The 16,697-nt window shown below is 62.4% G+C and carries 15 protein-coding genes; 2 read left to right on the top strand and 13 right to left on the bottom strand.

Annotated elements, in window-relative coordinates; translation table 11 throughout:
* Positions 1 to 38: 38 nt before the first annotated feature.
* From GR198_RS03925 to GR198_RS03945, 5 genes are all read right to left on the bottom strand, one after another.
* Entirely contained in the window at positions 39 to 875 is an 837-nt protein-coding gene (locus tag GR198_RS03925) for a cell wall hydrolase (protein WP_029874798.1), read from the bottom strand.
* 263 nt (positions 876 to 1,138) lie between these two features.
* Positions 1,139 to 2,179: a sulfate/molybdate ABC transporter ATP-binding protein gene (locus GR198_RS03930; protein ID WP_029874799.1), complete on the bottom strand. Its 1,041-nt coding sequence runs from the start codon at positions 2,177 to 2,179 to the stop codon at positions 1,139 to 1,141.
* Between the two features lie 10 nt (positions 2,180 to 2,189).
* Entirely contained in the window at positions 2,190 to 3,062 is an 873-nt protein-coding gene (gene cysW, locus GR198_RS03935) for a sulfate ABC transporter permease subunit CysW (RefSeq protein ID WP_029874800.1), read from the bottom strand.
* Positions 3,052 to 3,909 carry a sulfate ABC transporter permease subunit CysT gene (gene cysT / locus GR198_RS03940; protein ID WP_033183675.1) on the bottom strand — a complete coding sequence of 286 codons (858 nt, stop codon included), beginning with the start codon at positions 3,907 to 3,909 and terminating at the stop codon, positions 3,052 to 3,054. Before cysT ends, cysW begins: the two co-directional genes overlap by 11 nt.
* An 8-nt stretch (positions 3,910 to 3,917) precedes the next feature.
* Positions 3,918 to 4,943 carry a sulfate ABC transporter substrate-binding protein gene (locus GR198_RS03945; RefSeq protein ID WP_029874802.1) on the bottom strand — a complete coding sequence of 342 codons (1,026 nt, stop codon included), beginning with the start codon at positions 4,941 to 4,943 and terminating at the stop codon, positions 3,918 to 3,920.
* A 362-nt stretch (positions 4,944 to 5,305) separates the two neighbouring features.
* Here GR198_RS03945 and GR198_RS03950 point away from each other — a divergent pair, with 362 nt between their 5' ends.
* On the top strand, positions 5,306 to 6,322 hold the full coding sequence (locus tag GR198_RS03950; protein ID WP_029874803.1) for a porin: 1,017 nt from the start codon (positions 5,306 to 5,308) through the stop codon (positions 6,320 to 6,322).
* Between the two features lie 84 nt (positions 6,323 to 6,406).
* On the opposite strand, the gene GR198_RS03955 is transcribed toward GR198_RS03950, so the two are convergent.
* The 8 genes from GR198_RS03955 to GR198_RS03985 form a co-directional block, all read right to left on the bottom strand.
* A complete protein-coding gene (locus tag GR198_RS03955) occupies positions 6,407 to 6,862 on the bottom strand; it encodes a PTS sugar transporter subunit IIA (RefSeq protein ID WP_029874804.1) in 456 nt (151 codons plus the stop codon).
* Between the two features lie 41 nt (positions 6,863 to 6,903).
* Entirely contained in the window at positions 6,904 to 7,596 is a 693-nt protein-coding gene (locus GR198_RS03960; RefSeq protein WP_029874805.1) for a response regulator transcription factor, read from the bottom strand.
* Positions 7,593 to 10,301, bottom strand: a complete 2,709-nt coding sequence (locus tag GR198_RS03965; RefSeq protein ID WP_029874806.1) for a sensor histidine kinase — start codon at positions 10,299 to 10,301, stop codon at positions 7,593 to 7,595. The genes GR198_RS03960 and GR198_RS03965 overlap by 4 nt, the downstream gene beginning before the upstream one ends.
* Positions 10,302 to 10,382: 81 nt before the next feature.
* On the bottom strand, positions 10,383 to 10,952 hold the full coding sequence (kdpC, locus tag GR198_RS03970) for a potassium-transporting ATPase subunit KdpC (protein ID WP_028741792.1): 570 nt from the start codon (positions 10,950 to 10,952) through the stop codon (positions 10,383 to 10,385).
* A 75-nt stretch (positions 10,953 to 11,027) separates the two neighbouring features.
* A complete protein-coding gene (gene kdpB, locus GR198_RS03975) occupies positions 11,028 to 13,088 on the bottom strand; it encodes a potassium-transporting ATPase subunit KdpB (RefSeq protein ID WP_164067545.1) in 2,061 nt (686 codons plus the stop codon).
* Positions 13,089 to 13,132: 44 nt separating this feature from the next.
* Positions 13,133 to 13,288 (bottom strand): hypothetical protein, encoded by a 156-nt coding sequence (locus GR198_RS35285; protein WP_165422438.1) that lies wholly within the window; start codon positions 13,286 to 13,288, stop codon positions 13,133 to 13,135.
* 9 nt (positions 13,289 to 13,297) lie between these two features.
* Positions 13,298 to 15,001, bottom strand: a complete 1,704-nt coding sequence (gene kdpA, locus GR198_RS03980) for a potassium-transporting ATPase subunit KdpA (protein ID WP_029874808.1) — start codon at positions 14,999 to 15,001, stop codon at positions 13,298 to 13,300.
* A gap of 69 nt (positions 15,002 to 15,070) precedes the next feature.
* On the bottom strand, positions 15,071 to 15,160 hold the full coding sequence (locus GR198_RS03985) for a K(+)-transporting ATPase subunit F (protein ID WP_003547774.1): 90 nt from the start codon (positions 15,158 to 15,160) through the stop codon (positions 15,071 to 15,073).
* 493 nt (positions 15,161 to 15,653) lie between these two features.
* Between GR198_RS03985 and GR198_RS03990 the strand changes: the two genes are divergently transcribed.
* A complete protein-coding gene (locus GR198_RS03990; RefSeq protein ID WP_164067547.1) occupies positions 15,654 to 16,697 on the top strand; it encodes an NAD(P)-dependent alcohol dehydrogenase in 1,044 nt (347 codons plus the stop codon).

The following is a 16,697-nucleotide window of genomic DNA, read 5'->3' on the forward strand; positions in this document are numbered from 1 at the left end:
ACGCTTACACCTAACTTTCAAACCGGAAGGGCGGTTGATTAACCGCCGTTCGCCGGAAGGCTTTCACGCAGCATCACGCTGTCATAGGCGGGCCGGGGGGTCGGGATCGCGATGGGGATTCCCGGTTCGGGCTCGACCGATGTTACCGGCGATGTTTCCGGCACGGTCACCGGTGCGGTGATCTGCATCTGCGCCGTGCTCGCCGTAGACATGGGGTCCGGAGCCGGCAGAGGAACGGGAACCGCCGAGGGTATCAGGGCCTCGAATTGCGGCGGCAGCATGCTTTCGCCCGGCACATAATTCATCGCCACCTCGTAGGAAGGCAGCGGCGGCGGCGTTTGAAGCATGCCGTTGGAGTCGCGCTTCTCGTAGAAGGCGTTGCCGCCGGCGACCGTCACGTAGTGCATGTTGTCGTAGGGGAATTTCAGTCCATTGGTGTGGAAGAACATCGCATCCTTCACCGCAGGATGGCGGGCGCCTTTAACCAGGATTGCATCGGCCGCGCTGGCAAGCTCAGTTTCAGCCTGCGGCTTGACTTCGCGCGTCATCACGCCGGGCGCGAACTGCCTTTTCTGGGCCACCACGCCGCAGATCGATGTGGGATAGGCGCCGGAGGTGAGCCTGTTCATGACGACGGTCCCGACAGCCATGTAGCCGTCCTCGTCCGAATGCAGCGATTCGAAATACATCGCGCGCTGCAGGCAGTCGCGATCCTTGGCCGTATAATTGAACGTGACTTTTGCCGGTTGACCCTGCTTCGTCTTGGTGTTCGCCGCCGTTGCCGCCGGTTTCGATGTCGTCGTGCAGCTTGCTGCTGCCAGTCCTACGAGCAAAATCCCGATCAGGGATTTTCCAAAGGAAATCTCCGCCCTCAACGCCAAGTGCCTCCTATGGGATTAGTCCAGCCCTTTGTAATTAAGTGAAAACGTTTTACTCGTCATATGACTGAAATACAAACAACCTTAGATCACAAAAAGCCCAAGGGACTCTCGCCAAATGCGATTCCGGCGGTGACCTCCTGCATATTCCTTAAATCGGATTCGATTCAAGGATAAAATGATGCATGAATTCAAGGTGTTACAGCTCCTTTGCTGCTGTCGAACAGACGCGCGGCGCAGTCGGTCGCCGCCCATCTCCATCAGCTGCGGAACAGTTTCCAGCGGGTCGGCTTGAAAGCCACCCGGTTGCGGTCGAGCCTGTCGGCCTCGCTCGGCGGCAATTCGATCTCGATATGCGGGCGATCGGCGCCGATATCCAATTCGATATGGCGGGTGCCGGCCACGCGGCGGCTGGAAACCGGCTGGCCGGCGATACAGTTTTCAGCTGATTCGCAGAGCCTGACATCGTGCGGGCGGAAGTAGAGTTGCGCCGTGCCATCCGGCTCGCCTTCGGCATTGAGGCCGAGCGAGCGGCCTTCGAAGCGAATGTCGCCGTCTGAGATCTCGACCTCAAGGCAGTTCGACTGGCCGATGAAGCCGAAGACGAAGGGAGAATTCGGATTGTCGTAGACCTGGTCCGGCGTGCCGACCTGTTCGATCGCGCCCTGACTCATGACGACGACGCGGTCGGCAAGCTCCAGCGCCTCATCCTGGTCGTGGGTGACGAAGACGGTGGTGTGGCCGGTGCGGTCGTGGATATCGCGCAGCCACTTGCGCAGGTCCTTGCGCACCTGGGCGTCGAGCGCGCCGAAGGGTTCGTCGAGCAGCAGCACGTTCGGCTCGACGGCCATGGCGCGGGCGAGCGCCACACGCTGGCGCTGGCCGCCGGAAAGCTGGGCCGGGTAGCGTTTTTCGAGACCGGAAAGCTGGACAAGGTCGAGCAGTTCGAGCGCCCGCTTGCGGATATCGGCCTTAGGTGGCCGCCGCGCGCTGTTTCTGACCTTGAGGCCGAAGGAGACGTTTTCGAGCACCGTCATGTAGCGGAAAAGCGCATAATGCTGGAAGACGAAGCCGATATTGCGCTGCTGCACCGATTTCTTCGAGGCATCCTCGTCGCCGAAGAAGATTAGCCCCTCCGTCGGGCTTTCGAGGCCGGCAATCAGCCGCAGCAATGTCGTCTTGCCGGAGCCAGAAGGACCGAGCAGTGCGATCAGCTCGCCGGAGCGGATGTCGAGCGAGACATCGTGCAGTGCCGGAAAACGATCGAATTCCTTGCGAATGTTTTGAACGCGTACTTCCATTCCAAATCCTTCAGTGCCGCCGGCTGGCGGCGATTTCGGCGCTATAGCGCATTTCCAGCAGCGTCTTCAAAACAAGAGTTACGAGCGCGAGCAAGGCCAAAAGCGTGGCGACCGCAAAAGCGCCGGTGAAATTATACTCGTTATAGAGAATTTCCACCTGCAGCGGCATGGTGTTGGTCTGGCCGCGAATGTGGCCTGATACCACCGAGACGGCGCCGAATTCGCCCATGGCGCGGGCGTTGCAGAGCAGTACCCCGTAAAGCAGGCCCCATTTGATGTTCGGCAACGTCACGTGCCAGAAGGTCTGCCAGCCGCTGGCGCCGAGCGAAAGGGCTGCCTCCTCGTCGGCCGTTCCCTGTTCCTGCATCAGCGGGATCAGCTCGCGGGCGACGAAGGGGAAGGTGACGAACATGGTGGCGAGGATCAACCCCGGCACCGCAAACAGGATCTTGATGTCGTGCGCGCTGAACCATTGGCCGAGCCAGGTATTGGCGCCGAACAGCAGAACGAAGACCAGGCCCGATATGACGGGTGAGACCGAGAAGGGCAGGTCGATCAGCGTCGTCAGGAAGGCCTTGCCCTTGAACTCGAACTTGGCGATCGCCCAGGCGGCGGCAACCCCGAAGATGAGATTGAGCGGCACGCTGACGCCAGCAACGATCAGTGTCAGGCGAATCGCAGAGAAGGTCTCGGCGTCTGCGAGCGCCTGGAGAAAGGGGCCGGCTCCCTTGCGAAAGGCCTCGACGAAGACGGCTGCGAGCGGCAGAAGCAGGATCAGCAGCAGGAAGAGGAGCGAGAGGATGATCAGGGTGAAGCGCGCGATCCTGTTTTCGGTGGTCACCGAACGCAGCTTCGTTGGTTGAGCGGTCGCATCAAGCGCCATAACCGTACCTCCGCCTGCTCCAGCTCTGGATGAGATTGATGACGAGCAGCATGGCGAACGAGATGATCAGCATGATCGCTGCAATGCCGGTCGCTGCGGCGTAATTATACTCTTCGAGCTTGATGATGATCAGCAGCGGCGCGATCTCCGATTTGAACGGCAGGTTGCCGGCGATGAAGATGACCGAGCCGTATTCGCCGACACCGCGGGCAAAGGCGAGCGCAAAGCCGGTGAGCACGGCGGGCGCCAAGCCTGGCAGCAGCACGCGGAAAATCGTCTGGAAGCGATTGGCGCCGAGCGTTGCCGCAGCTTCCTCCACTTCCTTGTCGATCTCCTCCATGACCGGTTGCACGGTGCGCACTACGAAGGGCAGGCCGACGAAGATCAGCGCCACGACGATGCCCGCCGGCGTGAAGGCGATCTTGATGCCGAGCGGCGTCAGGAACTGGCCGATCCAGCCGTTCGGCGCGTAAAGCGTCGTCAGTGCGATGCCGGCAACGGCGGTCGGCAGCGCAAAGGGCAGGTCGACCATGGCATCGATGATGCGCTTGCCGGGAAAGCGGTAACGCACCAGCACCCAGGCGAGGATGATACCGAAGACGGCGTTGACGATCGCGGCGATGAAGGCGCTGCCGAAGCTGATGCGCAATGCATTCAGCGTGCGCGGATCGAGCGCGATCGACCAGAATTTCTCCCAGCCGAGTGCGCTCGACCGGACGGCAAGGCCCGAGAGCGGGATGAGGATCAGAAGGGTGAGCCAGGTCAAGGTAAGGCCGAGCGCCATTCCGAAACCCGGAATGACGCTCGGCCGTTTGAACCGCCACCGCGTGGGGCTATGTGCTTTCATGAAGTCTATTATTGGGCCGGCTTGTAGATTTGGTCAAATACGCCGCCGTCGCCGAAGAATTTAGGCTGTGCGCTCTTCCAGCCGCCGAAGTCGTCGATGGTCGCGAGCGTCAGCTTCGGGAAGCGGGCGATGTCAGCCGGATCGGCGGCTTCCGGCTTGGTCGGCCGATAATAGTGCTTGGCAGCAATCTTCTGGCCTTCGTCCGAATAGAGGTAGTTGAGATAGGCTTCGGCGACCTTGCGCGTGCCCTTCTTGTCGACATTGCCGTCGACGATGGCGACCGGCGGGTCGGCGCGGATGGAGAAGGCCGGGGTCACGATCTCGAACTGGTCGGGACCGAGTTCTTCGAGCGAGAGATAGGCTTCGTTTTCCCAGGCAAGCAGCACGTCGCCGAGGCCGCGCTGGACGAAGGTGGTCGTGGCGCCGCGAGCACCGGTGTCGAGAACCGGAACATGCTGCAGCAGTTTCGCAACGTATTCCTGCGCCTTGGCTTCGTCGCCGCCATTCGCCTGCTTGGCCCATGCCCAGGCGGCCAGGAAGTTCCAGCGGGCGCCGCCAGAGGTCTTTGGGTTCGGGGTGATGACCTGCACGTCGTCCTTGACCAGATCGCCCCAATCCTTGATGCCCTTCGGGTTGCCCTTGCGGACGAGGAAGACGATCGTCGACGTATAGGGGGTCGAATTGTTGGGGAACTTGGTCTTCCAGTCGGCCGGGATCTTGCCGGTCGCCTTGGCGATGGCGTCGATATCGCCTTCGAGGGCAAGTGTCACGACATCGGCGTCGAGACCGTCGATGACGGAGCGGGCCTGGGCGCCGGAACCGCCATGCGAAGCCTGGATCGTCACGGTTTCACCGCTGTCCTTCTGCCACTTGGCGGCAAAGGCGGCATTGAAATCCTTATATAATTCGCGGGTCGGATCGTAGGAAACGTTAAGAAGCGTCTGATCTGCGAATGCCGGAGCAATGCTTCCGATCGCGAAGCTGCCTGCCATGACCGCCGCCGCGAGGAGCCGGGTGAGCCGTTGTGTCTGCATGGGGAACCCTCCTGTTTTCTGTCTTAACTCTATCAACTCGGTCGTATAATGAAACAAAGGTTCTTCCGGTTCCGGCATGGCTGTTAGAATGCCATTCCATTTAAGGGGCAATTTGGAAATGGACGTGCCGAAGTTGGCCGCGGCCAATTGGTCGCCGGGCGCTGCCTGCCGCAGGGCCGTGTTTTTTTGGCCACAGTTCCTCCACGAAAACGACATGGTGATGCAGATTTTTGCCAAGATTTTGCCGCGATGACACTTGCGGATTCCTATATGGCTCCCGTGCGGTCGTATTCGCCGACTGCTACGCGGGGGCAACCCTTGAAGTGCGCCTCGCATTCCAAACCTGTTAAGGGCCATTTAAAATGAATATCAGAACTATCCTTTTTGCCTCCGTTGCCGCCCTTGCCGCGGCCTCCGGAGCCCGCGCAGCCGACGCCATCGTGGCGGCGGAACCCGAGCCCGTGGAATATGTTCGCGTTTGCGACGCCTACGGTACCGGCTATTTTTATATTCCGGGGACGGAAACATGCCTTTCGATCGGCGGTTACATCCGTACCGAAGTGCGCTTCGGTGAGCAGATATCCGGCGATTCCGACGTAAACTTCTGGACTCGTGGTCAGGTCACCTTCCAGACCAAGAACGACACCGAGTACGGTACGCTCACCGGCGTCATCACGCTGCGTTACAATGTCGACAATGCCTCCGATCAGGAAGCTTTGCTCGACGAAGGCTATCTCGACATTGCCGGTTTCCGCGCCGGTAAACTGTACAGCTGGTGGGATGACGACATGAGCGGCGAGACCGATACGCTCGCCAGCAACGAGACGACCCACAACTCGATCCGTTATCAGTACGAGAATGGCGCTTTCGCGGCCGGCATTTCGGTTGACGAACTCGAAGAAGACTACGCCACCAAGCCGGGCGAAGGCCCGAACAACTTTGGTGTCGCAGGCCAGGTCTCCTACAAGGCCGGCGCCATCAGCGCTTACCTGCTTGCCGGTTATGACACCGACACCAGCGAAGTCGCTGTCCGCGGTATCGTCTATGCCGACATCGGCCCGGGCACGCTCGGTATTGCCGGCGTATGGGCAAGCGGCGCCAACTACTACTACGAAGAGTCCGAATGGACGATCGCAGCAGAATATGCCTTGAAGGTCAACGACAAGTGGTCGGTCACCCCGGGCTTCCAGTACTTCGAGAACATCGCTCTCGAGGCTGACGGCAACGGCTTCACCGGCGGCAGCGCCTACACGACCGGTGTCACCATCGACTACCAGATCGTCGAAGACCTGCGTTCGAAGCTCAGCGTGCAATATCACGATGAGGACGAAGGCGACGACGAAGTGTTCGGCTTCCTGCGCTTCCAGCGCGATTTCTAAGATAGTCTGATTGCAGACGAGCGGGCGCGGCCTTCGGGCCGCGCCTTTTTTATGATGCCGAAAAGTGTGAGCGGTTTTGGGGCGTCACACCCGTGAATCGGCGATGAAATCGGAATAGAATTCGTCGACCGTTCTTGCCTTGCGCATGGCGGCAAGCACGCCGTCCGATTGCAGCCGCCTGGCGATGGCGGACAGCACGTTCAGATATTCGCCGCGATTGGTTTCTCCGAAGAGCAGCACGAAGGCGATGTCTGTCGGGATATCGTCGATCGCCTCGAAATCCAGCGGCTGGGCAAAGCGGATGAGCAGGCCGCGCGGGCTGGTCATGCCGTCGATCGCCGCATGCGGGATGGCGACGCCGTTGCCGATGCCGGTGGAGCCGAGCTTCTCACGCGCTTCGAGCGCCTTCAGGATGGTCTGGCCGTCGACGGAGAAAGCCTTGGCGGCTTTGTCCGCTATAATCTGCAGCGCGCGCCATTTGGTCGGCGCCGACACGCCGATGAAGGTGTGTTCCGGCCGGATGATGTTCAGAAGGTTCATGTCATTCTCAATACTGTTCGGGCAGCGGGAGGGAGGGGATGTCAATCCGGTTCCCTGAGCCGGTAGCCGACGCCGGTCTCGGTGGTGATATAGTGCGGCTGGTCCGGAATCTGCTCGACCTTTTGCCGCAGCTGCCGGACATAGACGCGCAGATACTGCACGTCAGCCGCCGGCCCCCATATCTGCTTTAGAAGAAACTGGTGTGTCAGCACCTTGCCGGCATGCTGGGCGAGCACGCGCAGGATGTCGTATTCCTTCGGCGACAATTTTATTTCGTTACCGTCCACCTTAACGATGCGCTTGACCAGATCGATCGACAGCCCGCCGGTCTGGAAGATCGCCTTTTCTCCCTGCTGCTGCAGGCGGTGGCGCAGCGCCACGCGGATGCGGGCGCCGAGCTCGTTGATGCCGAAGGGCTTGGTGACGTAATCGTCGGCGCCGCTTTCCAGCGCCTTGACGATGCCGGCCTCGTCGGTGCGGCTGGAGAGAATGACGACGGGCATGGAAAGCCCTTCGTCGCGCCACTCCTGCAGCAGGTCGTAGCCTGATTTGTCGGGCAGGCCGAGGTCGAGCACGATGAGGTCGGGCATGTCGTCGGTGACCGACTGACGGGCGGCGCTGGCGTTCGGCGCCTCCTGCACCTCGTAGCCCTGCGCGGTCAGGCCGACGCGGAGCAGCTTGCGGATCGGAGGCTCGTCGTCGACGACGAGGATTTTGACGGCTGAACCGGTCATCTGAGTTCATCCAGTTTCGGAATGTCGGTGGGTTTCGGCAGGCGGATGGTGAAGACGGCGCCCGGGCGGCCCGTCCGGTTGCCGGCGGTGATCGTGCCGCCCATCGCCTCGATGAAGCCGCGGCAGATGGAAAGGCCAAGCCCGGTGCCGGCGCGCACCTGATCGCCCTTGCGCACGCGGTAGAAAGTGTCGAAGACGCGGGTGAGATCGGCGGGCGGAATGCCCGGGCCTTCGTCCGAAATCTGCACGACGACGTTGTCGGCATCGGCCCAGCCCTCGATGTGGATCACCGATCCCTCGGGCGCGTATTTCGCGGCATTGTCGAGCAGGTTGAAGATCACCTGCTCGAACAGGACAGGATCGACACGCACCATCGGCAGTTCGGCGGGAATGCTCATCTCGGTCTTGTGGCCGTCGAGGATCTTTGCCGCCCGGCGCAGCGCGCTGCCGACGATGTCTCCGGCATAATGCAGCGCGGAGTTCGGCTCCATCGCGCCGGATTCGATCTTGGTCATGTCGAGCAGGTTGGCGATGAAGCGGTTGAGGCGCTCTGATTCGTCGACGACGGTCGACAGCAGGTCGCTGCGATCCTCCTCCGGCATCGAGGCGAAATAATCGCGTAGCGTGCCGGCGGCGCCAAGGATGGCGGCAAGCGGGGTCTTCAGGTCGTGCGAGATCGAAGTCAGCAGGGCTGAGCGCAACCGGTCGGATTCGGCCGCAAGTCTTGCCCGGTCGACATCGGCGACGAGCTGGATGCGTTCGATGGCAAGGGCCGCCTGGTCGGCCAGCGCATCGAGCAGCCGCTGTTGCTCTGGCGTCAGCAGCGGTCCGTCGCGGCGGTCGCTGTCGAGGCCGATGACACCGACGGCGGTGCGCCCGGTTCTAAGCGGCACATAGAGGCGTTTGGCGCCGGGCAGGGTATCGGCGCCGCGACCGGCGGCGTGATTATGCTCCCAGGCCCAGCGGGCCGCGGCGATATCGGCATCGTCCAGCGTGTCGTCAGGGGGATAACCGGCCTTGACGGCGATGGTGCCCTCTTCCGGCAGCAGCAGCACGACGCGGACCTTCAGCATCGAGGCGAGTTGGAAGGCGGTTGCCCAGAGCACGTCGTCGAGCGTGCCGGTGCCGGCAAGCTTTTTCGAGAAGAGATAGAGGTCTTCCGTCGTGCGCGCCCGCTGGCGGGCGGCGGCGGCCTGGCGCTGCACGGTCGCTGTCAGATTGCTGGCGATAATGGCGACGCCCAGGAAGAAGAACAGGGCAAGCACGCTTTCCGGATCGCTGATCGTCAGCGTGTAACGCGGCGGCAGGAAGAAGAAGTTGAAGGACAGCGCGCTGAGGATGCAGCTGTAGAGTGCCGGCCGCAGGCCGTGGAGAACGGCGGAGGTCAGCACCGCCATCAGGAAGACGAGGGCGAGGTTGCGCACGTCGAGCACTTGGTCGAGCACGACGCTGACGCCGAGCGCGATGGCGACATAGCCGGTCGCCAGCAGGTAGGCCCTGAAATCCAGCGGCGGCGCGGTGACGGCGGCCTTGACGCCGCGTGTGGTGGTGCCGTCCTTCTCGTTGCCTGAAATGACGTGGACGCTGATCTCTCCGGCCCTGCGGATCAGTTCGTCGGTGATCGAGCGGCTCCACCAGTCCCGCCATGTCGGCTTCTTCGGGGCGCCGATGACGATGTGGGTGACGTTGTTGGCGGTGGCGTGACCGACGAGCTCTTCCGCGACCTCGCGGCCGGGAAGGGTGATCGCCTCGCCGCCGAGCTGCTCGGCAAGGCGCAGCGTCGATGCGATCGTGTCACGCTCGGCCTCGCTCAGATTGATCGAGCGGTTGGTCTCGATATAGACGGCGGCCCAAGGCGCGCGCAGGCGCGAGGCCATGCGGGCGGCGTAGCGCACCAGTGACGCTGAGCGCGGATGGTGGTCGACCGAGACGAGAACGCGCTCGCTCGCCGCCCAGGGGCCGGATATGGCATGAGCCTGCATATGGGTGAGCAACTGATCGTCGACGCGCTGGGCGGTCTTGCGCAGCGCAAGCTCTCTGAGCGCCGTCAGGTTGCCGGGGGTGAAATAGTTGGTCAGCGCCCGCTCGGCGGTGCGGGGCATGTAGACCTTGCCGTCGTGCAGGCGCTTGATCAGATCATCCGGCGTCAGGTCGATGATCTCGACGTCGTCGGCAAGGTCGATGATCGAGTCCGGCACTGTCTCGCGCACACGGATGCGGGTAATCTGCGAGACGACGTCGTTCAGGCTTTCGACATGCTGGATGTTCAGCGTCGTATAGACGTCGATGCCGCGATCGAGCAATTCCCTCACGTCGAGATAGCGCTTCGGATGGCGGCTGCCCTCGGCATTGGTGTGGGCGAGTTCGTCGACCAGCACGAGATCAGGCCGGCGGGCGAGGATGCCGTCGAGGTCCATTTCTTCAAGCGCCCGGCCCTTGTAGCTGATTTCGACGCGGGGGATAATCTCGAAGCCGGCGACGAGCGCCTCGGTCTCCTTGCGGCCGTGGGTTTCGACGATGCCGATGACGACATCGAGACCATCGGCGATCTTGGCGCGGCCGGAGACGAGCATCTCATAGGTCTTGCCGACACCGGGGGCGGCACCGAGGAAGATCTTCAGACGGCCGCGCGTTTCAGCCCGGGCTTTTTCGAGAAGCGCATCGGGCGAGGGCCTGCCGGCCTGGTCGCGATTGTCGTCTGGCATGCATATGGTCTTTCTGCAGATGGCTGCCGGGGCGGGCGCTACCGCGGATGGGAAGGAACGGGTGCGCCCAGCCTGGCAGGGTCACTGAGTCATAGAAGCATCAAGGGTCTGGTTCAACGCCAGAACATTGACCGTGGGTTCGCCGAGAATGCCGAGTTCGCGGGCTTGAACGGCGCCGTCGACCAGTGCCTTGACCTTGGCTTCATCCATGCTGCGTGCCTTGGCGACGCGCGGTACCTGGAAATAGGCCGCTTCCGGCGAGATATCGGGATCGAGGCCGCTGCCCGAAGCCGTGACGAGGTCGGCGGGGACATCGGCCGTCGGGTTCGCCGCCTTGGCTGCCTCGTAGTCACCCTTGACACGGTCGATCAGCTTCTGGCTGGTCGGGCCGAGGTTAGAGCCGCTGGAGGCAGCCGCATTGTAGCCGTCGCCGGCGGCCGAGGGGCGGCCGTGGAAATATTTGTCGCTGGTGAAGGCCTGGCCGATCAGCGTCGAGCCGATCACCTGGCCGTTCTTCTCGATCAGGCTGCCGTTCGCCTGGGTCGGGAAGAGGGCCTGGGCAGCACCCGTCATGGCGAGCGGATAGAGAAGGCCGGTGATGGCGGTGGTGGCGACGATCATGACGATTGCCGGACGAAGTTCTTTCAACATTGTCTTACTCCTTGGAGTGTTCTTTTGCGAAGAGCTCCGGTTCCGATCCTCTCGGAACCGGGATGGCTCCAGGCCTTAGGCGAGGCCGAGGGCTGCGACAGCCATGTCGATCGCCTTGATGCCGATGAAGGGGACGATGATGCCGCCGGCACCATAGATCAGCAGATTGCGCGACAGCAGCGCGCCGGCGCCGATCGGACGGTAGCGGACACCCTTCAACGACAGCGGGATCAGCGCGATGATGATCAGCGCATTGAAGATGATCGCCGAGAGGATGGCGCTTTGCGGCGTCGACAATCCCATGATGTTCAGCACGCCGAGCTGCGGGTAGAAGGTCAGGAACATCGCCGGGATGATGGCGAAGTACTTGGCGATGTCGTTGGCGATCGAAAACGTCGTCAGCGCGCCGCGCGTCATCAACAGCTGCTTGCCGATCTCGACGATCTCGATGAGCTTCGTCGGGTCGCTATCGAGATCGACCATGTTGCCGGCCTCGCGGGCAGCGACCGTGCCGGTGTTCATGGCGACGCCGACATCGGCCTGGGCAAGCGCCGGCGCATCGTTGGTGCCGTCGCCGCACATGGCGACGAGCTTGCCCCTCGACTGTTCCTCGCGCATCAGCGCCAGCTTCATTTCCGGCGTTGCCTGGGCGAGGAAGTCGTCGACGCCGGCCTCGGCGGCGATGGCGGCTGCCGTCAGTGGGTTGTCGCCGGTTATCATCACCGTGCGGATGCCCATGCGACGCAGCTCGGTGAAGCGCTCGCGAATGCCGCCCTTGACGATGTCCTTCAGCTGGATGACGCCGAGCAGCTTGCCGTCGCGGGCGACGGCCAGCGGCGTGCCACCTGATTTGGCGACCTCGTCGGCGATCGACTGCAGTTCGCGCACGACCTCGCTGCCGTTTTTCGAGGATGAATCGCCGTTGACATAGGTCAGCACGGCATCGACCGCACCCTTGCGGATCGAGGCGCCTTCGAGATCGACGCCGCTCATGCGGGTCTGGGCGGTGAAGGGCACGAAGGTTGCTTTCAGGCTTGCCATGTCGCGGCCGCGGATCGCATATTTCTCCTTGGCGAGCACGACGATGGAACGACCTTCCGGCGTTTCGTCGGCAAGCGAGGCGAGCTGGGCGGCATCGGCGAGATCCTGTTCGGACACGCCGCGAACCGGGCGGAAGGTCGTCGCCTGGCGATTGCCGAGGGTGATCGTGCCCGTCTTGTCGAGCAGCAGCGTGTCGACGTCACCGGCGGCCTCGACGGCGCGGCCGGACATGGCGAGCACGTTGAAGCGGACGAGGCGGTCCATGCCGGCGATGCCGATCGCCGAGAGCAGCGCGCCGATCGTCGTCGGGATCAGGGTGACGAAGAGGGCGACGAGCACGATGATCGGGATCGAGCCGCCGGCATAGATGGCAAAGCTCGGGATCGTCGCGGTCGCAAGCACGAAGATCAGCGTCATGCCGGCGAGCAGGATGTTGAGCGCGATCTCGTTCGGCGTCTTCTGGCGCTCCGCGCCTTCGACGAGCGCAATCATCCGGTCGATGAAGGTCGAGCCGGCAGCGGCGGTGATGCGAACGCGGATCCAGTCGGACAGCACCTGCGTGCCGCCGGTGACGGCCGAGCGGTCGCCGCCGGATTCGCGGATGACTGGGGCGGATTCGCCTGTTATCGCCGCTTCGTTGACGGAGGCCACACCTTCGATGACTTCGCCGTCCGACGGGATGATGTCACCGGCCTCGACCAGCACGAGATCGCCAACCTTGAGGCTGGTGCCCGGCACCATGCGATAGCCGCTGCCATTGTTGGCGGTGAGCAGTTTGGCCTGGGTTTCGGTGCGTGCCTTGCGCAGCGAATCCGCCTGCGCCTTGCCGCGGCCTTCGGCGACGGCTTCGGCGAAATTGGCAAACAGCACGGTGAACCAGAGCCAGAGATTGATCTGGAACGAGAAGCCGAGATTGCCGTTGCCCGCCACCAGATCGCGCAGGAAGAGGATGGTGGTCAGCACCGAGACCGTGGCCACGACAAACATGACCGGGTTTCTGGCAAGCGCGCGGGGGTTGAGCTTCTTGAAAGCGGCCCCCACGGCCGGAATGAGGATGCGAGAATCCATGACGCTCGCGGATTTTGCCTGGCTCATAAGAGACTCCAGCTTTGAAACGAGGATGGCGAACCGGAAGCCGGTCAGCCCTGTAAGATTTTGAAGATGGCGGCGATGACGAGGAGGCCTGCCATCATCACCAGGATGATGTCGGAGGCGCGGGTCGTCCGGCCATTCCCTCGTCCCGGCGCACCGGGACGAGGGTGGAAGGCGTTGCGAAGCCTGTGACGGAGGATCATGACATCACCTCAGAAGGTCTGGCCGGCGATCATGACCAGGTGCTCGACGACAGGGCCGAGCGCCAAGGCCGGGAAGAAGGTCAGGCCGCCGACGATCAGGATCGTACCGACAAGCAGGCCGACGAAGAGCGGACCGTCGGTCGGGAAGGTGCCTGCCGAGGCCGGAACCGTCTTCTTTGCGATCAGCGAGCCGGCGATGGCAAGGGCCGGGATGATGACCAGGAAGCGGCCGGCGAGCATGCCGATGCCGAGCGTGATGTTGTACCAGGGCGTATTGCCCGTCAGGCCGCCGAAAGCCGAGCCGTTGTTGGCTGCCGCCGACGTGTAGGCATAGAGAATTTCGGAGAAGCCGTGCGGACCCGCGGTGCCGATCGAGGCGACGGCGGAAGGCAGCACCGTGGCGATTGCGGTGAAGACCAGCATGGCGAGCGGCAGGCAGAGGATGGCGAGAACGGCCATCTTCATTTCCTTCGCCTCGATCTTCTTGCCGAGATATTCCGGCGTGCGGCCGACCATCAGGCCGGCGACGAAGACGGCGACGATGATGAACAGCAGGATGCCGTAGAAGCCCGCGCCGACACCGCCGACGATGATCTCGCCGAGCTGCATGTTGATCAGCGGGATCAGGCCGCCAAGCGCGGTGAAGCTGCCATGCATGGCATTGACCGCGCCGCAGGAGGCGGCCGTGGTAATGACGGCGAAGAGCGAAGACATGGCAACGCCGAAGCGGACTTCCTTGCCTTCCATATTGCCGCCGCCGAGACCGAAAGCGTGCATCAGCGGGTTGCCGGCAGCTTCCGCCCAATAGGTGACGATGACGCCTGTTAGGAACAGCACGCCCATCGTGGCAAGGATCGCCCAGCCCTGGCGCTGGTTGCCGACCATGCGGCCGAAGACGTTGGTCAAAGCCGCGCCGATCGCGAAGATCGAGACCATCTGGATGAGATTGGAGATCGCGTCGGGATTTTCGAACGGATGGGCCGAATTGGCGTTGAAGAAGCCGCCGCCATTGGTGCCGAGCATCTTGATCGCAAGCTGCGAGGCGACGGGGCCGACGGCAATCGTCTGCTGCGCGCCTTCGAGCGTGGTCGCATTGACATAGGGCCCAAGTGTCTGCGGCACGCCGAGATAGACGTAGACGATCGTCAGCACGATGCAGATCGGCAGCAGGATGTAGAACGTGCCGCGGATCATATCGACCCAGAAATTGCCGATCGCCTTGCCCGACGCCCGTGCGAAGGCACGGATAAAGGCGACAGCGATCGCCATGCCGGTCGCGGCCGACAGGAAGTTCTGCACCGTGAAGCCGGCCATCTGGGTCAGATACGACATGGTGCTTTCGCCGCCGTAATTCTGCCAGTTGGTGTTGGTGGGAAAGCTGACGGCGGTGTTGAACGAAAGCTCCGGCGGGACGGCGGCCATGCCGGCCGGATTATAGGGCAGGATATCCTGGAAGCGCAGGAGCGCGTAGAGGACGAGGACGCCGAGCAGGTTGAACGTCAGCATCGCGAAGGCATAGGAAGTCCAATGCTGCTCCTCGCGCTCGCTGGTGCCGGCAATACGGTAAAGCCCCCGTTCGATCGGAACGAGGACTGGGGAGAGGAATGTGCGCTCGCCATTGTAGACACGCGTCATGTAGCCGCCGAGCGGTTTGACGAGCACGAGGACGATCCCGCAGTAAAGCAGGATCTGAAGCCATCCGTTGAGGGTCATTTGAGGTAACTTTCAATACCCGGCTGCTTCTCGGTCGCGCATGCGTGACCCCGGAAGCGCCAGTTCTCTTCAAAAGCGTTCTGGGCGAAGGAGAGCGTAGGTGAGGTAAACGGTGAGAAACACGGTCACGGCACCGCTCAAGACATAATCGAGGGTCATCGTCGGTTCTCCTGTCAAAGCCTGTCGCAGGCTCGGGTGTAGGCAAAGCACAGCGCGAAGAATATGATCGCGGTGCCGAGTAGAATGATATCCATCATGATCGTGACTCCTGTTGTTCTTGTTGGAGTCAGACAAGACAAAGGGCGCTGGGAGGTCGCCTTTCATGCTTTCTGGCGTGGAGATGATCTTTTCGATCTCTCGGCCATCAATATGGAGCCGAAGCGCATAAAGGTTCGAGACGGACGACGGGCCATCTATATAAAAATCTTATAAATGCCCTTGCGGGGCCGCTCGCCGTCGGACCAGGCTGGCGCCGTTTTCGGGCGGGCCGCTGCCGGTGCTATATCCTCCGGCAGATCTGCTTGAGCATTTTATCATTTGTTGAGCAAAAGCCTTTTCAATCTGGTTGAATTGGGAAGGCTTCGGGCTTTATAGTCGGCTTCGACGCTGCCCGATGGAGTCATGGGCAAGCCACCAGGGAAGGAAACCGACGATGACCAAAGTCCGCGCGCTTGTCCTCGAGCGCCAGCATGAGCTTGCGCTCCGCGATATCGATCTGCCGCTCGAAACCGGCCCCGGCGAGGTGAAGATCAGGATCCACACGGTCGGCGTCTGCGGTTCGGACGTGCATTATTACACCCACGGCAAGATTGGCCCCTTCGTCGTCAACGCGCCGATGGTGCTCGGCCATGAGGCGGCTGGCACGGTGGTCGAGGTCGGCGCCGGCGTCACGCATCTGAAAGTCGGCGACCGCGTCTGCATGGAGCCCGGCATTCCCGATCCAAACTCCAAAGCAAGCCGGCTCGGCATGTACAATATCGACCCGGCCGTCACCTTCTGGGCGACCCCGCCGATCCATGGCGTGCTGACGCCAGAGGTCGTGCATCCCGCCAATTACACCTTCAAGCTACCCGACAATGTCAGCTTTGCCGAAGGCGCCATGGTCGAGCCTTTCGCCGTCGGCATGCAAGCGGCCACCAAGGCGAAGATTACGCCTGGTGATACTGCCGTCGTCCTCGGCGCCGGGCCGATCGGTACGATGGTGGCGATCGCGGCGCTTGCCGGCGGCTGCGCCCGCGCGATCGTCGCCGATCTTGCCCAGCCGAAGCTCGATATTGCAGCACAATACCAGGGCGTCATTCCGGTGAATATCCGCGAGAAGAACCTGGCCGAAGAGGTCGGCCGGCTGACCGACGGCTGGGGCGCCGATGTCGTCTTCGAATGCTCCGGTTCGCCGAAGGCCTGGGAGACGATCATGGCGCTGCCGCGCCCGGGCGGCGTCATCGTCGTCGTCGGCCTGCCGGTCAACCCGATCGGCTTCGACGTCTCGACGGCATCCACCAAGGAAATCCGCATCGAAACTGTGTTCCGCTACGCGCACCAGTATGAGCGGTCGATCGCGCTGCTCGGCTCGGGACGCGTGGATCTGAAGCCGCTGATTTCCGAGACCTTCACATTCGAAGAATCGATCAAGGCGTTCGATCGCGCCGTCGAGGCCCGGCCGAGCGACGTGAAGCTGCAGATCGTGATGGAGTAG

The organism is Rhizobium leguminosarum (assembly GCF_010668065.1).
Lineage (GTDB): Bacteria > Pseudomonadota > Alphaproteobacteria > Rhizobiales > Rhizobiaceae > Rhizobium > Rhizobium leguminosarum_S.

Bases quoted from the DNA above. Each gene is read 5' to 3' on its own strand.
- GR198_RS03930 (WP_029874799.1), bottom strand. From the start codon at position 2,179: ATGGAAGTACGCGTTCAAAACATTCGCAAGGAATTCGATCGTTTTCCG.
- cysW (WP_029874800.1), bottom strand. From the start codon at position 3,062: ATGGCGCTTGATGCGACCGCTCAACCAACGAAGCTGCGTTCGGTGACC.
- cysT (WP_033183675.1), bottom strand. From the start codon at position 3,909: ATGAAAGCACATAGCCCCACGCGGTGGCGGTTCAAACGGCCGAGCGTC.
- GR198_RS03945 (WP_029874802.1), bottom strand. From the start codon at position 4,943: ATGCAGACACAACGGCTCACCCGGCTCCTCGCGGCGGCGGTCATGGCA.
- GR198_RS03950 (WP_029874803.1), top strand. From the start codon at position 5,306: ATGAATATCAGAACTATCCTTTTTGCCTCCGTTGCCGCCCTTGCCGCG.
- GR198_RS03955 (WP_029874804.1), bottom strand. From the start codon at position 6,862: ATGAACCTTCTGAACATCATCCGGCCGGAACACACCTTCATCGGCGTG.
- GR198_RS03960 (WP_029874805.1), bottom strand. From the start codon at position 7,596: ATGACCGGTTCAGCCGTCAAAATCCTCGTCGTCGACGACGAGCCTCCG.
- GR198_RS03965 (WP_029874806.1), bottom strand. From the start codon at position 10,301: ATGCCAGACGACAATCGCGACCAGGCCGGCAGGCCCTCGCCCGATGCG.
- kdpC (WP_028741792.1), bottom strand. From the start codon at position 10,952: ATGTTGAAAGAACTTCGTCCGGCAATCGTCATGATCGTCGCCACCACC.
- kdpB (WP_164067545.1), bottom strand. From the start codon at position 13,088: ATGAGCCAGGCAAAATCCGCGAGCGTCATGGATTCTCGCATCCTCATT.
- GR198_RS35285 (WP_165422438.1), bottom strand. From the start codon at position 13,288: ATGATCCTCCGTCACAGGCTTCGCAACGCCTTCCACCCTCGTCCCGGT.
- kdpA (WP_029874808.1), bottom strand. From the start codon at position 15,001: ATGACCCTCAACGGATGGCTTCAGATCCTGCTTTACTGCGGGATCGTC.
- GR198_RS03985 (WP_003547774.1), bottom strand. From the start codon at position 15,160: ATGACCCTCGATTATGTCTTGAGCGGTGCCGTGACCGTGTTTCTCACC.
- GR198_RS03990 (WP_164067547.1), top strand. From the start codon at position 15,654: ATGACCAAAGTCCGCGCGCTTGTCCTCGAGCGCCAGCATGAGCTTGCG.